This window comes from Hahella sp. HNIBRBA332 (genome assembly GCF_030719035.1).
Taxonomy (GTDB): Bacteria; Pseudomonadota; Gammaproteobacteria; order Pseudomonadales; family Oleiphilaceae; genus Hahella.
Genome location: NZ_CP132203.1, coordinates 1,957,243 through 1,977,479 on the forward strand (window position 1 = coordinate 1,957,243; position 20,237 = coordinate 1,977,479).

The following is a 20,237-nucleotide window of genomic DNA, read 5'->3' on the forward strand; positions in this document are numbered from 1 at the left end:
TAAACAGTACTGACGCCCGCACGTGCATTCACGTGCTTCATACTCTGTCTTCATGAAATAAGGAATGTTTTATGAATGCTTATACAGCACCCACCCGGCGCCGACACTTGACGTTATGCGTCGCTCTACCAGGCCGCCTGCGTTGTTGCGGCTCACTCTTTAACCTCATTCATTGTTACTGCTCATTATTCTTCAAGAGAGATATCACCGGCGGGCCGTCGCCCTCATAGCGCGTCATCCGATGGGCGTCTCAAGCCATGTCATGCGCTTGCAACAGGAGACCACTAGGCTACTGCCGTTCCGCAATGCAGGCTGACCTGCTGATTCCACTCAATTGGACTATGCAGGAAAGGCAATTGTCGCGGCGCCGTTCGGGTTTTAGGATGAAAAGTCCTTATTCGACAATAAATTATATTGAAGTAACGCTATTGATGGTCACATTTAATTACGCATCTCCATAAGTCCATTCCTGGTAGCGGGCGGAGTGCATTAAACCGATAACAACAGAAACCACAATGATCTTTCCCGCTTCTCACTGGTTACGCGTTTTACTTCACCTCAGTGCGATGTCTCTGTTTACTGTCAGTCTGGCCAGCGGCATGCGTCTGGCGGCGGACGGCGACTGGCCATTGCAACAGTATTGGACGGCTATTGCGCCGCAAGGCGACATGATCTCCTGGCATCTTGGCTCCGCGCTTGGGTGGCTGGCCGTCAGTCTCACCGTTTTATTCGCCTGGATTAAAAAGCGCGCTGAGGTTGCTCAAACTCGTCCTAAAGAGTGGCTGATACGAGCGCTGTATCTCACTTTGCCGGTACAACTTCTCAGTGGCGCGGTGTTCTATTTGGGCATTGGCGTGGGCGTGCTGGACTGGGTTCTGGCGATCCATTACTGGGGCGCGCTGGCCCTGCTGATTCTGGTTGTCGCTCATTTGACCGAGCAACTGGCGTTGCGAGGCGGGCGGTTTTTGCCTGCGGTTTTTATCCCTCGCAAATTCACTCAGGGACTGGGGCTGTTGGCCCTTTCCTGCGCCGCGGGCGCTGCGCTTTGGTGGGGCGGCGGCGCGGACAGTCAGGAACTGGTGGTCGCGCCCTTGGCGGAAAAGGTGCGCATTCAGATTGACGGAGCGCCGGACGAGGCCGCCTGGGCGGATGCTGAGCCGGTGACGGTCACGACCTATCAAGGCAACGACTACCATACCGCCATCCCGGTTGAAGTCCGCGCCTTGGCGAACCCTTACACCGTGTATTTCTCTATCAGCTGGCCGGACGCCCATGCCGATTACAGTCATCTTCCCCTGCAAAAGACGGAGTCCGGTTGGAAGGCGCTGCATGCGGGCTTTGAGAAAGATGACGAGCGTGTCTATTACGAAGACAAACTGGCGGTGATGCTATCCCAAGGCGGCGGTTTTGGCGGCGATAACAGCATTCATTTAGGCGGACGTCCTTTGCAAGGCTATCCGGCCAGTCGTTCCGGGCGCGGTTATCACTACACGACGGACGGCTCCATTCGCGACGTCTGGCATTGGAAAGCGGTGCGTGGGGGCGACATGGCGGTGCTGGATGATGATCACTTCGGTAAACCGGAGGCGGCCTGCGCGTTTTGTCCCCGTTACAAGGCGGGTTATCAGCCTGATCCGGTAGAAGACGGCGGCGTGCGTCAGAACTGGGACTGGTTTCGCACCGGTGGCGTGACGCCTCTGCGCATCCCGCGAGAAGGGCCGGGCGTGACGGTGGCGGAGAACGCCATGACTTGGTATGGCTCGCGCACCTATCGGGCGGAGCGCGACGAGACGCCGGTGGGCGGCAGTCTGCCCTCGGTGCTGTGGATGAGCCATTACGAAGGCGATCGGGGAGATGTGCGCGGTCGCGCGCAATGGAAGGACGGACGCTGGTATCTGGAGCTGGCTCGCGCTCGCGAGACGGGGTCACCCTTTGATATTCCCATAGAGGACGGTGTGTTTATGTGGGTGGCGCCCTTTGACCACGCACAAACCCGCCATGCCTATCACCATCGCCCCATTCGTTTGAGGGTGCGGCCATGAGTCAACGACAGCGCACCCAGATCATTTCCGCCATTGGCGTCAGCATCCTGGCGCCAGTGGCGATGATTGCGGCCATGACTGTTAACGGCGGACAGGACGCCGGCGCTTCCAGCGAACATGCGCAACGCCGCATACAGGCCGAACTCGCGCGTTGGCGCAAGCTGGATGTAAACGGCGCGGAGGTTGCGCCCAAAGTGGGGCCTTGGGCATGTGTGGCGGACGCCCGCAATAACGTGATTTGGGAAGTGAAGAGCTGGCAGGAAAACATCCATCATTACAAGTCCAGCTTTTCCTGGCGATGGAACGACCGCGGCGAAGCGGGGCGGGGCAGTTGTATTCTCGGCGACCATATTCAGCCCTGTGACACCGATGATCTGATTGAGGCGCTGAATCGGGTTCGGTACTGCGGCGTCTCTTCCTGGCGTTTGCCCACCATTGAGGAATTGCGTTCTCTGATGGACCGCGAAACCTATCCTGGTCAACCCATGATCAACGCTTACCTGTTTCCCCGAACCGCCGTTGGGCCTTATTGGTCCTCCACGGTGCGGGAAGGAGACGGTGGCGATTTCAGCGTCATGACATTCAATTTTTATCAGGGAAGTGAACAGGCGGCGCCCCCGCGTACGGTTGCGTGGGCGAGGCTGGTGTCTTCCATGGAGCAGTAGCGGAGATGAGCAAGGGAGCGACGTGGGGATTATCCGGCTGCGGCAGGCCGGACGTCGCGATGTCTTAAACTACCTGGAGAAATCTACAACTGATGAATAACGATAAACCCATAATCGCCGTGATCGCCGGTTTAACCCTGGCGGCGACCGGGTCCACTGCGTTGGCCGCGCCGACGCAGATTCGCGTGGTCTGGGACCACGATCCCGCCCATGAAGCCATTGTCGCCTTTTCCGAAGGCTCCGGCGGTTCACCCTATCTTCTATGGGGAGACAGCACGGATGAGAACAGCTGGGAGAATACCGCTTACCAGAAGAACTATACCTTCGACGGGAGTCTGCGCAGTTATTTCGTGCGTCTGACGAACCTGCAACCCGGCTCTAATTACTATTTTCGCGCCTGCGACAGCAAAGGGTGCGGTGAGCGCTTCTGGTTTACCACGGCGTCGGATAACGCTACCGACCTGACGTTCATCGCCGGCGGCGACTCCCGCAGCAACCCGACGGCGCGCCGTCAGGGCAACCGGCTGGTCAGTAAAGTGCGTCCTCAGTTCGTGCTCTTTGGCGGCGATCTTACCGACGACAATCGCGCCAGCGAAGTGGATGAATGGCTGGATAACTGGGCCGAAACCTACTCTAACGATGTCATCGACGGGGTGGATTACAAACGGGTGTATCCGCTGGTCCCAACGGTGGGCAATCACGAGGATAACGACCAGACCTTTATCTGTAAGGTGTTCGGCGTGGACGCCAACAAAGACGGTTCCTGCTCCCTCGACGACACCTATTTCGCTTTCACTATCGGCGGCGGACAAGCTCGTTTCTACACGCTTAACACGGAGTTCCGGAACTCTGGATACGAAGCGGAATGGCGCGAGCAGATGGACTGGTTGAAGGCGGATCTGGCCTCTGACGGCTCCAGTGTGACCTGGCGCATGACCCAGTACCACAAGCCGATGTTTCCACGCACGACTTCGAAGCCGTCCAAATACGACAAAATGTACGAGTGGGCGCAACCCTTTTACGCCTACAAGATGAACCTGTCCTTCGAATCGGACAGCCACCTGGTGAAATACACCTGGCCGGTCGTGCCGGACAACGGCGGTTATGCGCAGGCGTCCGCCGGCACGTTGTATGTGGGCGAGGGCAGTTGGGGCGCGCCCACAAGGTCTGCGGATCGCTATGCGAACTGGATCATCGATCAGGACAGCTTCGCTCAGTTGAAAATCGTGCAGTTCTCCGGCGACGAGGTGCTGGTGCGCACTGCGCGTTTTTCCGGAGAAGGCGATGTGACGGCGCTTTCCAAGGCGCAACGAGACGCTGATCCTCTGGCGCTGCCTTCCGGCCTTAACCTCTGGAAGCCGCAAAGCGTGGGCGAGGTCATGACGTTGACGCGGTCCGGCGACGGCCTCACCCAGGTCAAGGGCGGTGGGGACGATCCTGGTCCGGGCGATCCAGGCGATGGCGACGCTGCAACCCTGGCGGCCACGCAGGATGTCACTGTAGGCAGTAACGGTTTCCACAACAATGGCGATGAAGTCTATGCAGACGGCTCCGATGGCGGTCAGGAACTGCGCGCGCTGCTGTCCTGGGATGTGAGCGCCATTCCTGCTGATTCCCGCGTAGATTCTGTGGAGCTGGCCTTGCAGGTCGTCAATAGCTCCGGCGGTGAATACGGCGTTTACGCCGGCTCTGCGTCCTGGTCGGAAAATGGCGCGGACTGGAATGACGCCTCTACCGGCGTCAAGGTAGGAAGCGTTACACCTTCCAGCAAAGGCGGCGTGAGCATTAGGCTGAACGAGGAAGGTCGTCGCTTGGTGGAAGGCTGGATCAACGGTCAGGAAACAAATAATGGCCTGATCATCGCCAGCATGGGAACGTCCGACGGCGTTGATTTTGTCTCCAGAGAAGGCGGTCAGGCCGCTAAACTTATCGTCGCCCATCAAGCTGGCGATGATTCGTCGGGACGGGGCGCCAAGTCGCTTTCCTCCGATCAGGACGTCTCGGTCGGATCGCAAGGACGTCGACGCAATACCAGTCGTTTGGAAGCAGACGGCAGCGATGGCGGCCAGGAATTACGCGTCCTGATGCATTGGAATCTGGTCGACATGCCGGCGCAGGCGAAAATCACCAGCGTGAAAGCCGAGCTTTCCATCATCGATCCCTCCAGCGGCTCATACTCTCTGTACACCGCCAAAGGTGACTGGAGTGAAAGCGCCGCTCAGTGGAGCGATGCGGAAACCTCCGGCGGCAAAGTCGCCACTTTCACCCCGTCAAACAACGGCTCATTGTCCGTTAATCTGGGCGCAGCCGGCATAGAACTGGTGCAAAGCTGGTTATCCGGCGCGCCGAACAACGGACTGGTATTGTCATCCGACGGCACCAGCAACGGCGTGGACATTGAAAGTAGAGAAAGCAGCCGCGCGCCCAAACTGATCGTGGAGTATGAGTTGTAAGGGGCGATACGGTTTGCGTTAACCGTTGAACCTTCTGTGAACGCAAAGGACGGCGCGGGCTGGGTCGCCGCGCCGTCCTTCGTTATAATTTCGTCCTTTACCTTACTTGAATAACCAAACGGGTATTCAACTTCTGGCATGGCGACTCAGTCTGAGTTGTTCGCCAGCTAGCGCACCGGGACGGAATGATGACAAACGCACTGAGTAAAATACTGAGCATACTGCTGCTGATTTTGGCGTTAAGTGGATGCGACATGGTAGAGGGGCTCCAAGAAGAGTCAGACCAGAAATTCGGCGACCAGCATTTTAAAACCGCCATCGCGTTGATCGAACTACACAAGGTTCGCACCGGCGCTTACCCTGAGAAGTTCTCTGATATTCAGTACACCGGCGACTGGGATATGATCGTGGCTCATAGCGTCAGCTACAAAAAGCTGGAGGAAGGCTATGAGCTGAATATTGTCCGGGGCTGGGTAGGAACCCCGGAGTTAAGTTATCCCGAAGATTTTTGGTCTGGACTGGGCGTCCGCAAGACCAATGTCAGTGGTCTCACGAATAATACGCCCTGATCCTGCCGCTGGCGGAGCCCACATGCTTCACCAAACGATCCCCTGTCTTCTTAGCTGTCGCCGTGGACCATAGCGTCAGCAACTGGTCGACGCTGCTCATATTGACGGAAATAGCGCGGTGGTGTTTGGCGACGCCGAAACGGGCCGTCATGTCGCTGAGGCAGCGTTTCAAATCCATCAAATCGCCCACGAACACTTCCGGCTGATAATTGGGCGGGACATCAAAAAACTGACTGATGGTGGGGTCGACAATCAGCTTGCTGGGTAAGCGCAAGTGATAATGCATGGCGTTCAATGCATACAGATCGCAACGCTGATCCGTATCCACAAAAATCTTTCCGGCCAGCGTCTCGCATTGCGCAAGGCAACTACCGTGCTTCGCCGAAGCGGTGTTTTGAAAACCTTTAACTTTCAATGATAAATCGTACATCTTAGCTACCTGTATTACGCCCCGTAGTGACTAAAACTGGTGTAAATAACGTATAAAAACGGGGCGGGGGATTATTGCGTGGATTGCGGCTGGGCTCAAGCCTTCTAGAAAGAGACTAAATATACTTAAACTTGTTCAAATTAAATGACACAATGTGGTGTTCTTATTGGCGATATAAAATAGGAAGGTGCAAACTGAGGTTGTGAATAATAAATAAACAAGTGGCTATGATTTTATTAATTTTAATGGAATGATTCGGTGAAAATTTTATCACGCTCTTTGATTTTGTTTACTTGGCTAATTGGTTCAGTATGTAGTCTGTCGGCATCAGCTAATGTTAGTGGTGATGTAAGAGGCGTCACGTTTTTCTATTTGGATGGCGTACATCAAGACTTTCCCTGGGTGTTAGATAATCAGCGCGATCCGGAAGTCAGGAAGAAAATCGACAGTCTCTTGAATGAATATCGTAATGCTGGAGTTAATTGGATACGAATTTTAGTTGACGCTGACCACTATGGTAAGGCAAATGAAAATCCAGTTCCAAGCCTGTCATTGATACAAAAAGTCAATGACTTTATGAGGATAACCCGGACTGGCGACCAAGCTGATTGGTTTACCATAGAGTTGGTTTTAGATCCTTATACGATCAAGAAGGAAGATGGTAATAAGGATAATGGCAAGATGCAGGATATACATCCTTATGACAGAGATAAGCTTTGGTATAAGACTTGGCTGGATAATTTAGACTATACAAACTTGGGAATGGTCGTGATTGGAGGCGACTTATCCCCATGCTCTATCCAGGGGTGTGATCAAACGGGAGAGATATCTGAAAGTCATGCCAGCTGGATTAAGGAAATGTGGTCATGGAAAGAGCAGTACTATCCAGAATTGAATGCAACTTATGAAGTCATCGGTAATGAAGAAGGGATTAATGACCCAAGGCTGATTAGTATATTGGCGACCTGGATTGAAAAAAATACCCCAACTGTTCCAGTTATTGCTGCTTCAATATACATAGACTTGCCAAGTGGCTCACACTGGGTCGATTATGCTGAGGCTACGAATAATACTCTTGAAGCATATCACTCCGTGACTAGCAAGCCTTTATGGATTGATGAGTTTGGTAAGAACATTCGTATGGGCTCAACGGTTGCTGATCAAAAAGCGGCTTATGAAGGTTTTCTGGGCGCTTCCATCTGCTGGCGTAAAAATAAGTATGCAAAGTTTGCCTGGGTCGGTGGGAATGATTATCCGTATAAAGATAAATACTGGTATGGGCTTGTTTCCGGGTTCAATAGTAACGACGAACCTGTAATGAGGCCGGCCTGGAGTGTGCTTTCTCAGTATTATAATCTTCAACAATGCCCGTAAATGAATGACTAATAGAAGCTATAGACTTTAATAGTCAGAGAAAATAAGGGCGTAGTGCTGAGAAACAATAACTTCCGCTATCCAAGGAGAGAAACGGAATGCTCGATAAGTTGGAGTTTATTCTCAACCGTATCAGGGAGCGGCTTTGGATCAAGCCGTTGATTGTCTGTTTGCTCTCGGTGGCGGCGGCGTTGGCGTCCAGGGGAGCGGATTCGTTTGGCGCCGAGATGGGGTGGGAGCAGTGGACGCCGGAGGTGTCGAAAGAGTCCTTGATCGAACTGCTGAAAATCTGCGCGGCCAGCATGTTAGTCATCGCCACTCTGGCGGTGGCCTCTATGGTGTCCGCCTATGCCTCCGCTGCGAGCACCGCGACCCCGCGCACATTCGCGCTGGTGATCGCCGACGATGTCTCTCAATACGCGCTGTCTACCTTTATCGGCGCATTTATTTTCAGCATTGTGGCGTTGGTCGCCCTGATGAACGGCTATTACGGCAACAACGGGCGATTCGTGCTGTGCTCCATCACGCTTGCGATACTGTCGGTGGTGATTGTCACATTCGTGCGCTGGGTGGATCGCATCGCCCGCTTGGGGCGTTTGGGTTCGGTGATCGAAAAAGTAGAGACCGCTACATCACAGTCGCTGAAGCGTCGGCGCGCGCAACCTACAATGCGCTGCGCGGGAATAGACGGCTCCTCCCGTGACGGGCGCCCGGTATTCACCCGGCAGGTCGGTTACGTACAGCATATCGAGTGCGACAAGCTGCAGGCCTGCGCCAAGAAATATGACGCGCATATCCGGGTGGCGGCGTTGCCGGGGGCTTTCGTCTCTCCCGGCGTTCCAATCGCTTTTGTCGTCGATGGCGGCGAGGAATTGGAGGCGGCGACGGTAGAAAACGCATTCGTGATCGGGCGCAACCGTATCTTTGAAGAAGATCCTTGCTTTGGTCTGACGGTATTGTCAGAGATAGCTATTCGCGGCTTGTCGCCAGCGGTGAATGACCCGGGCACGGCGCGGGACATTGTGGGCGCGATGGGGCGGCTATTCGTGCAGTGGATGGCTCCCGAGGATAAAACGGACGCCGCTGAGACCTGTGAGTTTGATCGTGTGCAGGTTCCCGAATTGTCTTTATGGGACATGTTCGATGACGCCTTCACCGCTATCGCCAGAGAAGGGGCAGGAGCTCCGGAAGTACATCGAAGGCTGCAGGAGACACTGTATGCGTTGGCGCATTTCGGCGACGGCGCTATGCGCGACATGGCGGTCAAGCATTCCCAACTGGCTTTGGCGAGGGCGGAGCAAACCTTGACGCTGAGAGAAGACCTGGAGGCTGTGCGTAATACCGGATTATGTTGTGAACTGTCGGCCGAGGACGGTCAAATGCGGTAGCCGCAAGAGGCGATTTGAATTGTCATAAAAAAGCGCTAAGTTCTTCAACGCAATGGAAATTCATTGTGCGCCACGGATAAGAGAACACAAGGAAATTGAAGGAATGAAACTCGCTAAATTACTGCCTTTTACGCTCGCCGCACTCTCTGCTCAGGTTCTTGCCGCTCCTCCCGAAATTGTCGCTCGTTTTGAGTCGGAAGCATTCTATGACGATGACGCCGGTAAGAACTCAGACGCGGATGATCCCGCCATTTGGGCGCACTCTGAAGATTCCGCAAAAAGCCTGGTCATCGCTACCTTGAAAGAGGGCGGCCTTGTTGTATTGAACATGCAGGGACAGACGCTGCAGCACATTGACGCACCGTTGCCTCCCAGCGCCGCCGATGCGCCTGGACGCTTCAATAATGTTGACCTGGTATACGGTTTAAAAAGCCGTAAATATGAAAACGATTTCGCTGTGGTCATTGATCGCGGCGCCGACAAGCTACGCTTCTTTCGCATCAACCCCGACTATAACGGCGCGGATATCGCTCCATTAACGGACGTGACTTCGCCAGACGCTCCCTGGATTTTCTCCGATGATCAGGACGAGGTGAACGAGCAGCGCACTGGCTATGGCTTAGCTGTATCCAAGCGGAAAAAGCACAAAGACGGCTATGCGGTGATCAGTCAGCGTAAAGATACGGATTTGGCGATTGCTGAGTTCAAGGTGACCAAAGAGGGCCTGATGACTTATGAGGTAGATGATTTGACGGACCTGCCCGATGAGTTTGAGTTATCTGATGATGTGGAATGGACTCCCTGCCAGGACGAGGACGGTCAGGACCCGCAAGTTGAAGGCATGGTGATCGATGAGCGCAACCAAGTGCTCTACGCGGCTCAGGAGCAAGTGGGTATCTGGCGTATCCCGATGGATGACCCGGACGAAGCCGATTTAGTGGATGTCGTGGCGTCCTTTGGCGTCCCCTACACGCGGGAGTGGGATGAACAGGAAGAGGAATACGTCTGCACGCTGTTGTGGGATCAAGATCCAGGGCATGGCGGTCAGCATCTGAAGGCGGACGTCGAAGGGCTGACGATCTATTACGGGCCAGGAAAATCCGGCTATCTGCTGGCCTCCAGTCAGGGAGACAATCGTTATGTCGTCTACGATCGGCAGGGGAGCAATGCCTATGTGGGAGAGTTCGCCATTGTCGATGGTCCTTATACGGATGGAACCCAGGAAACCGATGGCGGCGCTGTCATCAACGTCAATATGGGGCCAGACTTCCCCTATGGCCTGTTGGTTGTGCAGGATGGCGACAACACCCCGGATGAGCTGGATGACGAGGGCGAAAAAAGGGATAACACCAACTTTAAGTTCGTGCCCTGGCAAGACGTCGCCAACAGTCAGTTCCCGCCTTTGATGATTGAGACGGATAGCTGGCATCCTCGCCGGAAACACCGCTTCCCCCATTGATGAACTGAGCAAAGTCGTCGCGGCGGCCGCGCATGGCTTTGGCTGGCGTGGCGCAACTGGCGGTGGCCTATCGAAATAACCTTCGCAGTCGGGGAGAGTGGTGGAAAGCCACTGTCTCCGGCATGTCAGTCTTCCTGAAACAACCCTCACGACGCCACTTCAAAGGCGTCATTAGCAGCCTGCTGGCGCACAGAGAAGTGCGTTTGCAGTAAAACGATATGCTGGATTGGTAGTAAAACAACCAAGACCCCGCTCGCCCAGAGCCTGTCGAAGGGCTGGTAGTCTCCCGCGATACTAAACAGCGTTACTAATCCGGCGGGAAATAGTTTTCACTGGGGATTCTATTTGGGCTAACGCTCTGGAAGGCCCTTCGACAAGCTCAGGGCGAACGGAGGGTTAGCGTTGGCTCAGTATTTTCACTCCCTCATGCGGAAGGAATCGGAGTGGCTTCCAGATTATTATCGTAACAACCAATATCCCGTTCGCCCTGAGCCTGCCGAAGGGCTGGTAGTCTCCCGCGATACTAAACAGCGTTACTAATCCGGCGGGAAATAGTTTTCACTGGGGGATTCTATTTGGGCTAACGCTCTGGAAGGCCCTTCGACAAGCTCAGGGCGAACGGAGGGCTTAGGGTTGGTTCAGTATTTTCACTTCTTCATGCGGAAGGAATCGGAGTGGCTTCCAGATTAATATCGCAACAACCAATATCCCGTTCGCCCTGAGCCTGTCGAAGGGCTGGCAAGTGCCCCGCGATACCAAAAGTGTTACTTATCCAGCGGGAAAATAGATTCCACTGAGGGGAGTTCTATTTAGGCTAACGCTCTGGAAGGCCCTTCGACAAGCTCAGGGCGAACGGAGGGTTAGCGTTGGCTCAGTATTTTCACTCCCTCATGCGGAAGGAATCGGAGTGGCTTCCAGATTATTATCGTAACAACCAATATCCCGTTCGCCCTGAGCCAGTCGAAGGGCTGGTAGTCTCCCGCGATACTAAACAGCGTTACTAATCCGGCGGGAAATAGTTTTCACTGGGGATTCTATTTGGGCTATCGCTCTGGAAGGCCCTTCGACAGACTCAGGGCGAACGGAGGGTTAGCGTTGGCTCAGTATTTTCACTCCCTCATGCGGAAGGAATCGGAGTGGCTTCCAGATTATTATCGTAACAACCAATATCCCGTTCGCCCTGAGCCAGTCGAAGGGCTGGCAGTCTCCCGCGATACTAAACAGCGTTACTAATCTGGCGGGAAATAGTTTTCACTGGGGATTCTATTTGGGGTATCGCTCTGGAAGGCCCTTCGACAAGCTCAGTGCGAACGGGGGCTTAGCGTTAGTTCAGCGCGATTAACAGCATGCGGTTATCTATGACTTTCTCTAAAATTTTGCTCATCGTTGTCAGTGCCTCCCCAAGAAAAATAGTCCAGCAAAGGCTAATGGCCGAGGCCAGGAGGGCGCATTCTATAATTTGTATTTTGCAAACCGGGGTTAAGTTGAACTTGTGGCTGGTGCGTCATGGCCAAAGCTTTTCGTTGCAATAGCGCTGCGTCGTCCACAACTCGTCGCTCCAAAATTCCTCGACTTTGCGTCTGTCGTTAATCGCCCAGTGGTAATGTCGGGCGGGATAAACGCTGTCGTCATAGCCAATGCGAACACAGCGACCGGTAATATCCGCATCCTGCGCGGCGTCATAGAAATATTCAGCGTTATCCGGCGTTGCAGGAAGGATGCCGCTTTGCGTCAGTGAGTTGAACTCGTTGATGAATCGGTTGCAGGCGTCTTCAATTTCTTTGTCCACTTTCCATATGTAGTGGTATTGCTCCTGAGATTCGTCTGGAGCGCACAGAGCCGCAACCGCCCCATACAAGACGCAGCTTTCACGTAATGCGGCAATCAGTAAGGGCTCCTTGGATAAAGAGGCGATGCCGACTAATGAATAATCGTCTTTCTCCTGGGCGATGTTCGCCGCCAATTCCGTCAATGTCGCCAACGCCCACTCATCAGGGGGCAGCGCATTTAGTGCGTAGTAGAGGGGATCATGTCGTGAAGGCAAGAGTCCGCTATGGTTGGCTCCAGCGCCATAAATCGCCGCGTTACAGACTTTCAGCAACTGACGGAATTCAGGCATCACTTCCACCTTGTCTGCGGAACGCGCACCCTGTTGCTGTAAAGAGCGCATGAACTGAAAGTACTCTGTCAGTGCTTCTGTCTCTGCATAGTAACCCTCTACCGGCCCACTACATGGCTCTACATCCAATACCTTCGCCACCGCTTTGGCCGCTGGCAGGAGCGTATTCACTTCAAAAGACTGCATGCGCCGACGATACAACTCGTCCAGGGCCAGAATCAGGGTGCGGTTGTCTACGATGCATTCGATAGTGCGTATTTCGGACATAAATACCTTCGCTTGGCGGATGAATATACTTTGACCGGAGAAAGCAGTTTAAGTTAGCTTCGAACTTCGTTGGGGAGTTTGCCAGAGAGGAACAAAGGAGAGAACTCTAAATTGAGCAGGTGGCCTAAACGTTTATTCATGACTTGTATGAAAAACAATCTGAAGGCAACATCCAATGGCGCTATGAATGAGTGAAGCGCAAGAATGATGATTATGAAGAGAAGGACTTTATATGCCCAATCAAGTCAATGAAGCGATAGAGAGCCACTATACCCGCCCGGACGTGGGTAGCCTTATATTGGCGGCTTTGGCGCGCGCGGGGAAAGATTTGGATCAGCTCACTCCGGAAGACTTGACGCCGATTGATGCGTTCCATATTCGCGGTCGGGCGGCGACGCTTGAGTTGGCCCGGGTAGTTGAGCTGGACGAAAACAAGCATGTGCTTGATGTAGGCAGCGGTATTGGCGGGACCTCGCGTTGTCTCGCGCAGAAGTTTGGCTGTCGCGTCACTGGGGTCGATCTGACTGATGAATACTGCCGCGCCGCCGCCATGTTGTCCGCCAGAGTCGGCCTGCAAGCACTGACGGACTATCGCCAGGGCGACGCTGTTAATCTGCCGTTTGAGGATGAGATGTTTGATGTCGTGTGGAGTGAGCATGTCGCCATGAATATTCCAGACAAAGCCCGGCTTTATCAAGAGATGTATCGGGTGCTGAAGCCGGGGGGCGTGGCGGCGATCTATGACGTTCTGGCTGGTCCCTCTGGACCCGCGTTGTTTCCTGTTCCCTGGGCGCGCTCGCCGGCAACGAGCTTTCTTGTTGAGCCTGATGAGCTACGCAAATTATTGGAGGATGCAGGCTTTGTTATTTCAGATTGGACGGATTCAACAGAGGCGGCGCGAACATGGTTCGCCTCATTGGTTGAAAAGATCCAGAAAAAAGGCCTTCCGCCCTTGGGATTCCATGTGTTGATGGGGAATGACTTCCAGGTTATGGCGCAAAATCAGGGGCGAAACCTGCAGGAAGGTCGCATTGTGCTCGGGCAAATCGTCGTAAGGAAATAGTAACGCTGGATTGTTGAGAAGGCGCATCCTTGCGCCTGGTTATTAGCAGGCCAATCTCATGACTGCATCAATGATGGTTATTGCGTCGGCAACGATTTAGCTGCTCCCCTGGGTACCGTAATCACCCATAACTCTGTTGCATCGATAGAACCCGTGGAGCAGGCTTTGTGATAAACAGTTGAGTTGGAACTACCTGAATCCACATAAAGGCAGTTGGAATTGCTGCGACTCTTTAATTGTACTGCGCCAGTGGAAGTATAAATCGGCGTGAAACGTTGATGATCGGAGTTATCGCAGGCTTGCGTATAAACACCGGAATAATCACTGTCCACATGCAGACATACATCTGTGTAATAGGCATTTCTAAAACGCAACGAGCCGTCTGCAAGATATTCAGCCCGCCAGTTGATGCGTTCGAAATCGCTCCCCGTGTATTCATAGGCGGGATAAGTAAAAACATAGCCTGCGCCATTATGATAATTAACCAATAGCTGTCCGGTATAAACATTTTCCAGGGCGGCATTGACATAATCTTGGGCGTGGCTGGTTTGCGCGATTGCTGCGCTGAGAATAAGTGCAGGTAAAACTCGAGATAACATATTTAATAGTCCTGATTATTTAATTAATAACGTTGAAATCTGACAGGGGTATGGTCTGAAGAAAGTTGTCCGACCAGAGAGGCAATACCCAGTAACGCGCGCATTAAATTGGCGCCGCCCGTGATGGAGCCGGTGACGGCGTAATCGAGGTTGCCCCCGCTGCGCTGGGTGGCGGAGCCTTGATTGACGAGATTGATGTTGGCGTGAACCGCCGGGTGGTTGGACGCCAGTTGCGTATTAAGCGCCTGGGGACTGCGGTTCCAGTCGCCCATGATCATGAAAGGCGCGTTGTTGTTCGTGGTAGCGAAGTAGTGATGCACCGCGTTTACGATCAACGCGGCGTCCGTTCCCCCATTGGCGGAAGCGTGAATGGAGAAGTAAGTGTCTCCGGCGGCGCCCACTTCCACCCCCAGAATGGGGCGGGCGCTGGCGTAACTGGCCGGTGGAGGAAGGATAATCACCCGGTTGGCGCGTTCTTCCGTGACAATAGCGACGTTAACCCGATTAGCGCCGGCGTCGTTGCGCGAGAAATAGATCCAACGGTATTCAGGGCGGGAGCGCGTACCAATATTCCAACGGTACTCTTCAACGGGAACCTGAACAGAGTGCGGGTTATCCAGTCGCGGCGGGGTGAGTTGCGGCATCAGTTCAGCGGAATCAGGAACCGAGCCAGCTTCTTGAATGGCCAATACCTGCGCGCGATCTGAACCACGCAACAACTGGCGGATGCTTACATTCCATTTACTTTCCGATGCATGGCTGGAGCCTTGTAAGTTCCAGGTGACGGCGACACGGTCGAATAACGCGGCATGAGAAAGCGGAACAACCAGTAACGTTAATGTCCAAAAGGACAGTTGCTTAAATATCCATCGATAGACCTGAATAGGCATTAAAACATCCTCTATTGTGATATATCTTCTCGTTTTGAATACGAATGCCATCGCATTCGAATTAATTAAACAACGCCCGCTGATTTTTGTTCCCTGTTTTTAGTTAAAAGATTCTCATAAAAGGGATATTTGACCTGATTTAAATGAATGGTCAGGTAAGTGTTTTTATAGGGCCAATCCGGAGAGCGTCTGGTGAAATGTATATTTTTGTGATGGTATGTTGTGTATTGCCCCGGGGAGTATTCGAAAATTTTAAGTTGGCGGACTTTATGAACTTCATTTAACGACATTAATGTCTGGCGAAATTGGGGCGCATGAATTAAAGATGAACTCACAAATAGCTGGGCGTATCTCTGGCTGCTTTTTTGAGAATAAACTCAAAATATATGAAGGGTGCAGAACTAAATGCTCGCTAGTTTAAGTCTGGGAGAAGGTCTTTTCCCAAATATTGGAATGTTAATAGAGCGAGCTTGAAAAGCCTGCCGAGTTAATAAACAGGGAGAACTATTATGCCAGTAAGATCAAGAGAAGAAGCGGATAGCGGCGACGAGTTAAGACCCAGGTCACGTAGACGCGTGGGAGGGCACGGCATGGAGCTGGTAACCGTTACGCAGATGGCTTGCCATACATGGGCGTTGTCCGGTAATCCAGAGCGTGCTCGAGAAGTGCACCTGCAATACGAGGGGTTATCTAATAGACTGGGTATGCATTATGGGTACGGCTCAAACCTGCGTGGTCAAACGCTTATGCAGGTTCGCCAGTCAATTATGGAGAGTATTAGTGAATTATGCGACGAAAGAACGGAGCGTACGGGCAACCGGGTTTTCTTATGTGGGGGATTTAGAAACGGTCAAGTTTGTCCCGAGCATGTATGGTTGGAAGATCACACTGCTAGTAGAACCTATGACACCTTCATTGATCAGCCTGTGAGATATCGCCGTTCTGTTGGCGTTGAAAACCAGCCTTTTCGGCCTGGATGCGAGAGGGAAGCCTTTGCCGCGAATGAAATTGCCCGAGTGCTGATGCAGGGTTATACAAGTGGACAGGTACGGAGCCTTCCACGGGGTTAAAGACGTATTAATCAACGAGCGGCCAATCCATAGTAAGGGTTTGGCCGTTTTCTGAGTTTTTGCCTCTGCGCTTATAGGGGCAGGCTGCTGCAATTATTTCTATGAATAGCTGAGAGGCTCGCTCATTGCGGCTGAAATAAATCGTCGCCAAGTTGGTCGATGGCGGTTTTTACCTTCATCAAGGTAATTTCATTGCACTGTTCTTTGCTGGGGATCTGGTCGGCGCGGATGAACTGGTGTTCGCGAACTTCGCCGTCGATCTCCTTGCGGATAATCGCGCCGACGCCGTAATTTCCCCCCAGATTGCGTGGCTTCAGAATTATCTGGAAACCTTTGTGTTCGATAATGTCTTCCGGCTCAGGGGCCTTTTCGCCGCCGCCGAACATGGATTTAAAAAATGAGCCCAAGCCCATGCCTTTCTCCTGTTTATAACAAGGTAATGAGGACGCATGACGTCCCACTCAGTCGCTTATTGTGGCGTAAGCGCGGGATTTTTCAAATGGATGAGGTTCTTGTCCAACATCCGGCGCTTAAAAATATTCATCCGGCGGATCTATTTGTCCGACAAGTCTGGGGCTGCGGTTGGCCGAGTGGAAGAGGCCAATTGAGTGGGTAAAATCACAAAAGGATGATGACTTTTTGACCGATTGATACATTTATTAATAATCTTAAAGTAATCAATTAAGATCTCCGTGGTATTATAAACAAATGAATGTTTGTTCTGGACGACAAACAGGGTAATATAAATCGGCCTCAAATTGTCTTGATGCGCCGCCTCCACTATATTGAACGAAACCTGTCCTCCGTCGGATTTCGACCTCCCGGACAGTTTTTCAATTAACTCGATAGCTAAAAACGATTACTTATACATGCAGTTAAAGATTTTAAAAGATCTGAAAAAGCTCAGCCCACGGGAAGTCTCGCAACGCTTGTCAGAAGCGCTGCAGGAAATGGACTCAAGCATGAAAGATCGCAAACAGGAAGACTTCAAGCGGAAACTGGATCGGTTAATGGAGGAATACCACAAGGATATATCCGACGTGATCGATATTCTGTCTCTTAACGAAATTCATAAACCAGATTAAATAAAGTTCCCGCGCGTAACCGTCTCTTTCACGAGCAGTCTTTATAGTGAGCAGTAGAATGATGGCTGACGCCGAGTCGTCCGCCGTACGGTGTTACTTCGTCTTTAAGTTATTGCTATCATATGCGCCGGCTGAGCCGCCGCACTGCGTCTGCACGCCCGAATTATCCGCCGCCCGGGCCAACAAGTTTATTTGTCTGTTGCTGCCGTATCACAAGCCCGGCGCGTATTTGCGCTTCGAATGACGCGCACATGCATATTAATCGATCAGCAACGGAATCCAGCATCAACATAGCTAAGGATTAAGAGAGAAAATAATGAATCTGAATTTAACCGCAATGCCCACAACAATTGATCTGTTGCATTTGGGACTGGCTGTATTCGCAATTATATTTCTGGCGGCGTGGCTGAGCGCCAGAAAAAATGCGCAATCACAGAACGTCGCGGCGCAGCCAGCGCCGCAACCGGTTGAAAAGCCCGCCGAACCGGCGCCGGAAGTCAAACCGGAACCCGTTAACCCCTTCAAAGATTCAACTCCGGATTCAGCCCTGCAGTTATTGGCCCTGTTACAACAGAATGCTCGCTTTATCGATTTCCTGAAAGAAGATCTGGCTGGTTTCAGCGATGCGGACATTGGCGCGGCGGCGCGCGTCGTGCACGAAGGCGGTCAAAAGACCCTGAACGAATACTTCACGCTGGCGCCGCTGCGTCAGGAGGAAGAAGAAACCCGCGTCACCCTGCCGGAAGGATTCAATGCATCCGAAGTGCGCTTGACCGGCAATGTCGCAGGCAAAGCGCCGTTCACCGGCGTATTGGTGCATCGTGGTTGGAAGGCGGTGGACGTGAAGCTGCCGAAACTCGCTAAAGAACATGACGCCGCCATTATCGCGCCGGCGGAGGTCGAACTATGAGCGATATGAACGCCGATAGATCGCCCCGTTATAGTGTGGGGATCGACCTGGGCACCACCAACTGCGTGCTGTCCTACATTGAACTGACCGATGAAAGCGGCCAGGCGCCGGATGAAGACCAACTGCTGCAGGACGTGATGCCTGTGCCGCAATTGACCCGTCCAGGCAGTGTGGAGGAAAAGAAGCAACTGCCGTCTTTCTTATATCAGCCCCATGAATCCGAACTGGGAGAAGGGGAGTTGGCCCTGCCTTGGGCGGCCAGGGCGGACGCCCTGGTGGGCGGCGTCGCCCGCGAATTGGGATCGAAAACGCCAATTCGTCTGGTGGCGAGCGCCAAAAGCTGGCTGTGTCACGGTGGCGTTGATTGCCGTTCCGACTTTCTTCCACTGAACAGTCCGGAGGAAGTGGCGCGCATTTCTCCTTTGGCGGCGACGATTCGTTATCTGGAACACCTGCGCAACGCCTGGAATCATAAGCACCCGCACTATCCGCTGAATGAGCAGGACGTGGTGGTGACGGTGCCCGCTTCGTTCGACCCGGCTGCGCGCGATCTCACTGTAGAAGCGGTGAAAGCCGCCGGTCTTGGCAACCTGACGCTGTTGGAAGAGCCTCAAGCTGCGGTTTATAACTGGATCAAGGCCAGCGGCGGCGCCTGGCGCGATCAGGTGGGCGTTGGCGACATCCTGCTGGTGGTGGACATCGGCGGCGGCACTACGGATTTGTCCCTGATTGCGGTCACCGAACAGGACGGTGGGCTGGAACTGAATCGCGTCGCAGTGGGCGAACATATTCTGCTGGGCGGCGACAACATGGACCTGGCCCTGGCTTATCGGGTGAAGAGCAAACTGGCGCAAGAAGGCAAAGAGCTGCAGCCCTGGCAGATTCAGGCGATTGTACATGGTTGCCGCGACGCTAAAGAGGCATTGCTGTCGGATCAGGACGTCAACGCTGTGCCGATAGTCGTACCCAGCCGAGGCTCGAAATTGCTGGGCGGCTCCTTGCGCACGGAATTGACTCGGGACGAAGTGCAGCAGACTCTAGTGGAAGGCTTTTTCCCACAAGTCGGCGTCCATGAACATCCGAAGCAGCAAATGCGTCGCGCGTTGACCCAAATCAGCCTGCCTTACGCCCAGGATGCTGCAGTCACACGCCATCTGGCGGCGTTTTTGAGTCGTCAGCACGCCGCCGCCAACGAACTGTTGGCGCAAAACGAAAGCGAATTTATTAAACCCACGGCGGTATTGTTCAATGGCGGCGTGCTTAAAGCGCCCGCTCTGGCGGAACGTCTGATGAATATCATTAATGGCTGGCTGCGTGACGCCAATGCGCCTTCCGCCCGGTTGTTGCAGGACAGTGACCTCGACCTGGCGGTAGCCTGCGGGGCGGCTTATTACGGCTACGTGCGCCGTGGACGCGGAGTGCGCATTCGCGGCGGCATCGCCAGCGCCTACTATGTGGGAATCGAGAGCGCCATGCCGGCGGTGCCGGGTATGGAAGCGCCGATGGAAGCCTTGTGCGTGGCGCCTTTCGGTATGGAAGAAGGTTCGGAAGTGAAGGTGGAGAGCCAGGAACTGGGCTTGATTGTTGGCGAGCCGGTCCGTTTCAAATTTTTCGGCTCCACCCTGCGTCGCGATGACGAGCCGGGCATGGTGCTGGACGCCTGGGGCCCGGATGAACTGGAAGAGTTGCCGGAAATCCAGGCCTCGCTGCCAGCGGAAGGGCGTCGTCCGGGAGAAATCGTGCCGGTGCGTCTGTCGGCGCGGGTCACCGAAGTCGGCACCCTATGTCTGGAAGCCATTCCCAGAAACGGCGATGCGAGATGGCAGGTTGAGTTCGACGTGCGCGAGGGCTGAG

General features: G+C 53.5%; 17 protein-coding genes. 12 read left to right on the forward strand and 5 right to left on the reverse strand.

Translation table 11 applies throughout. The features are described 5' to 3' along the window. Positions 1-515: 515 nt before the first annotated feature. The 4 genes from O5O45_RS09095 (at position 516) to O5O45_RS09110 (ending at position 5,729) form a co-directional block, all read left to right on the forward strand. Positions 516-2,042, forward strand: coding sequence for an ethylbenzene dehydrogenase-related protein (locus O5O45_RS09095; RefSeq protein WP_305904897.1), 1,527 nt, complete (start codon positions 516-518; stop codon positions 2,040-2,042). After that, positions 2,039-2,707, forward strand: coding sequence for an Lcl C-terminal domain-containing protein (locus tag O5O45_RS09100; protein ID WP_305904898.1), 669 nt, complete (start codon positions 2,039-2,041; stop codon positions 2,705-2,707). Before O5O45_RS09095 ends, O5O45_RS09100 begins: the two co-directional genes overlap by 4 nt. Before the next feature lie 92 nt (positions 2,708-2,799). Continuing rightward, positions 2,800-5,160, forward strand: coding sequence for a DNRLRE domain-containing protein (locus tag O5O45_RS09105; RefSeq protein WP_305904899.1), 2,361 nt, complete (start codon positions 2,800-2,802; stop codon positions 5,158-5,160). Positions 5,161-5,345: 185 nt separating this feature from the next. Next, on the forward strand, positions 5,346-5,729 hold the full coding sequence (locus O5O45_RS09110; protein WP_305904900.1) for a hypothetical protein: 384 nt from the start codon (positions 5,346-5,348) through the stop codon (positions 5,727-5,729). Here the strand turns inward: O5O45_RS09110 and O5O45_RS09115 are convergent. Continuing rightward, complete coding sequence (locus O5O45_RS09115; protein ID WP_305904901.1) at positions 5,710-6,159, reverse strand: hypothetical protein; 450 nt, start codon at positions 6,157-6,159, stop codon at positions 5,710-5,712. The genes O5O45_RS09110 and O5O45_RS09115 overlap by 20 nt on opposite strands. A 258-nt stretch (positions 6,160-6,417) precedes the next feature. On the opposite strand from O5O45_RS09115, the gene O5O45_RS09120 reads away from it, so the two are divergent. From O5O45_RS09120 to O5O45_RS09135, 4 genes are all read left to right on the forward strand, one after another. Next, positions 6,418-7,533, forward strand: coding sequence for a hypothetical protein (locus O5O45_RS09120; protein ID WP_305904902.1), 1,116 nt, complete (start codon positions 6,418-6,420; stop codon positions 7,531-7,533). Positions 7,534-7,631: 98 nt separating this feature from the next. Further along, complete coding sequence (locus O5O45_RS09125) at positions 7,632-8,921, forward strand: DUF2254 domain-containing protein (protein WP_305904903.1); 1,290 nt, start codon at positions 7,632-7,634, stop codon at positions 8,919-8,921. A 103-nt stretch (positions 8,922-9,024) separates the two neighbouring features. Then, entirely contained in the window at positions 9,025-10,380 is a 1,356-nt protein-coding gene (locus O5O45_RS09130) for a phytase (RefSeq protein WP_305904904.1), read from the forward strand. A gap of 32 nt (positions 10,381-10,412) precedes the next feature. Then, positions 10,413-10,592, forward strand: coding sequence for a hypothetical protein (locus O5O45_RS09135; RefSeq protein ID WP_305904905.1), 180 nt, complete (start codon positions 10,413-10,415; stop codon positions 10,590-10,592). 1,292 nt (positions 10,593-11,884) lie between these two features. On the opposite strand, the gene O5O45_RS09140 is transcribed toward O5O45_RS09135, so the two are convergent. After that, positions 11,885-12,766, reverse strand: a complete 882-nt coding sequence (locus tag O5O45_RS09140) for a hypothetical protein (RefSeq protein ID WP_305904906.1) — start codon at positions 12,764-12,766, stop codon at positions 11,885-11,887. Positions 12,767-12,998: 232 nt separating this feature from the next. Here O5O45_RS09140 and O5O45_RS09145 point away from each other — a divergent pair, with 232 nt between their 5' ends. Next, entirely contained in the window at positions 12,999-13,829 is an 831-nt protein-coding gene (locus O5O45_RS09145; RefSeq protein ID WP_305904907.1) for a class I SAM-dependent methyltransferase, read from the forward strand. Positions 13,830-13,906: 77 nt separating this feature from the next. On the opposite strand, the gene O5O45_RS09150 is transcribed toward O5O45_RS09145, so the two are convergent. The 3 genes from O5O45_RS09150 to O5O45_RS09160 form a co-directional block, all read right to left on the reverse strand. Then, the gene (locus O5O45_RS09150; RefSeq protein WP_305904908.1) at positions 13,907-14,428 is read right to left on the reverse strand and encodes a ricin-type beta-trefoil lectin domain protein; all 522 of its coding nucleotides are present in this window, start codon (positions 14,426-14,428) and stop codon (positions 13,907-13,909) included. Between the two features lie 23 nt (positions 14,429-14,451). Further along, positions 14,452-15,318 (reverse strand): cytolethal distending toxin subunit B family protein, encoded by an 867-nt coding sequence (locus O5O45_RS09155; protein WP_305904909.1) that lies wholly within the window; start codon positions 15,316-15,318, stop codon positions 14,452-14,454. A gap of 1,192 nt (positions 15,319-16,510) precedes the next feature. Continuing rightward, positions 16,511-16,801: an HlyU family transcriptional regulator gene (locus O5O45_RS09160; protein ID WP_305904910.1), complete on the reverse strand. Its 291-nt coding sequence runs from the start codon at positions 16,799-16,801 to the stop codon at positions 16,511-16,513. A gap of 456 nt (positions 16,802-17,257) precedes the next feature. On the opposite strand from O5O45_RS09160, the gene O5O45_RS09165 reads away from it, so the two are divergent. From O5O45_RS09165 to O5O45_RS09175, 3 genes are all read left to right on the forward strand, one after another. After that, positions 17,258-17,473 (forward strand): hypothetical protein, encoded by a 216-nt coding sequence (locus tag O5O45_RS09165; RefSeq protein WP_305904911.1) that lies wholly within the window; start codon positions 17,258-17,260, stop codon positions 17,471-17,473. 316 nt (positions 17,474-17,789) lie between these two features. Continuing rightward, positions 17,790-18,383: a DUF2760 domain-containing protein gene (locus O5O45_RS09170; protein WP_305904912.1), complete on the forward strand. Its 594-nt coding sequence runs from the start codon at positions 17,790-17,792 to the stop codon at positions 18,381-18,383. Next, positions 18,380-20,236: an Hsp70 family protein gene (locus tag O5O45_RS09175; protein WP_305904913.1), complete on the forward strand. Its 1,857-nt coding sequence runs from the start codon at positions 18,380-18,382 to the stop codon at positions 20,234-20,236. Before O5O45_RS09170 ends, O5O45_RS09175 begins: the two co-directional genes overlap by 4 nt. The last annotated feature ends 1 nt before the right edge of the window (position 20,237 follow it).

Bases quoted from the DNA above. Each gene is read 5' to 3' on its own strand.
- O5O45_RS09095 (WP_305904897.1), top strand. From the start codon at position 516: ATGATCTTTCCCGCTTCTCACTGGTTACGCGTTTTACTTCACCTCAGT.
- O5O45_RS09100 (WP_305904898.1), top strand. From the start codon at position 2,039: ATGAGTCAACGACAGCGCACCCAGATCATTTCCGCCATTGGCGTCAGC.
- O5O45_RS09105 (WP_305904899.1), top strand. From the start codon at position 2,800: ATGAATAACGATAAACCCATAATCGCCGTGATCGCCGGTTTAACCCTG.
- O5O45_RS09110 (WP_305904900.1), top strand. From the start codon at position 5,346: ATGATGACAAACGCACTGAGTAAAATACTGAGCATACTGCTGCTGATT.
- O5O45_RS09115 (WP_305904901.1), bottom strand. From the start codon at position 6,159: ATGTACGATTTATCATTGAAAGTTAAAGGTTTTCAAAACACCGCTTCG.
- O5O45_RS09125 (WP_305904903.1), top strand. From the start codon at position 7,632: ATGCTCGATAAGTTGGAGTTTATTCTCAACCGTATCAGGGAGCGGCTT.
- O5O45_RS09130 (WP_305904904.1), top strand. From the start codon at position 9,025: ATGAAACTCGCTAAATTACTGCCTTTTACGCTCGCCGCACTCTCTGCT.
- O5O45_RS09135 (WP_305904905.1), top strand. From the start codon at position 10,413: ATGGCTTTGGCTGGCGTGGCGCAACTGGCGGTGGCCTATCGAAATAAC.
- O5O45_RS09140 (WP_305904906.1), bottom strand. From the start codon at position 12,766: ATGTCCGAAATACGCACTATCGAATGCATCGTAGACAACCGCACCCTG.
- O5O45_RS09145 (WP_305904907.1), top strand. From the start codon at position 12,999: ATGCCCAATCAAGTCAATGAAGCGATAGAGAGCCACTATACCCGCCCG.
- O5O45_RS09150 (WP_305904908.1), bottom strand. From the start codon at position 14,428: ATGTTATCTCGAGTTTTACCTGCACTTATTCTCAGCGCAGCAATCGCG.
- O5O45_RS09155 (WP_305904909.1), bottom strand. From the start codon at position 15,318: ATGCCTATTCAGGTCTATCGATGGATATTTAAGCAACTGTCCTTTTGG.
- O5O45_RS09160 (WP_305904910.1), bottom strand. From the start codon at position 16,801: ATGGGCTTGGGCTCATTTTTTAAATCCATGTTCGGCGGCGGCGAAAAG.
- O5O45_RS09165 (WP_305904911.1), top strand. From the start codon at position 17,258: ATGCAGTTAAAGATTTTAAAAGATCTGAAAAAGCTCAGCCCACGGGAA.
- O5O45_RS09170 (WP_305904912.1), top strand. From the start codon at position 17,790: ATGAATCTGAATTTAACCGCAATGCCCACAACAATTGATCTGTTGCAT.
- O5O45_RS09175 (WP_305904913.1), top strand. From the start codon at position 18,380: ATGAGCGATATGAACGCCGATAGATCGCCCCGTTATAGTGTGGGGATC.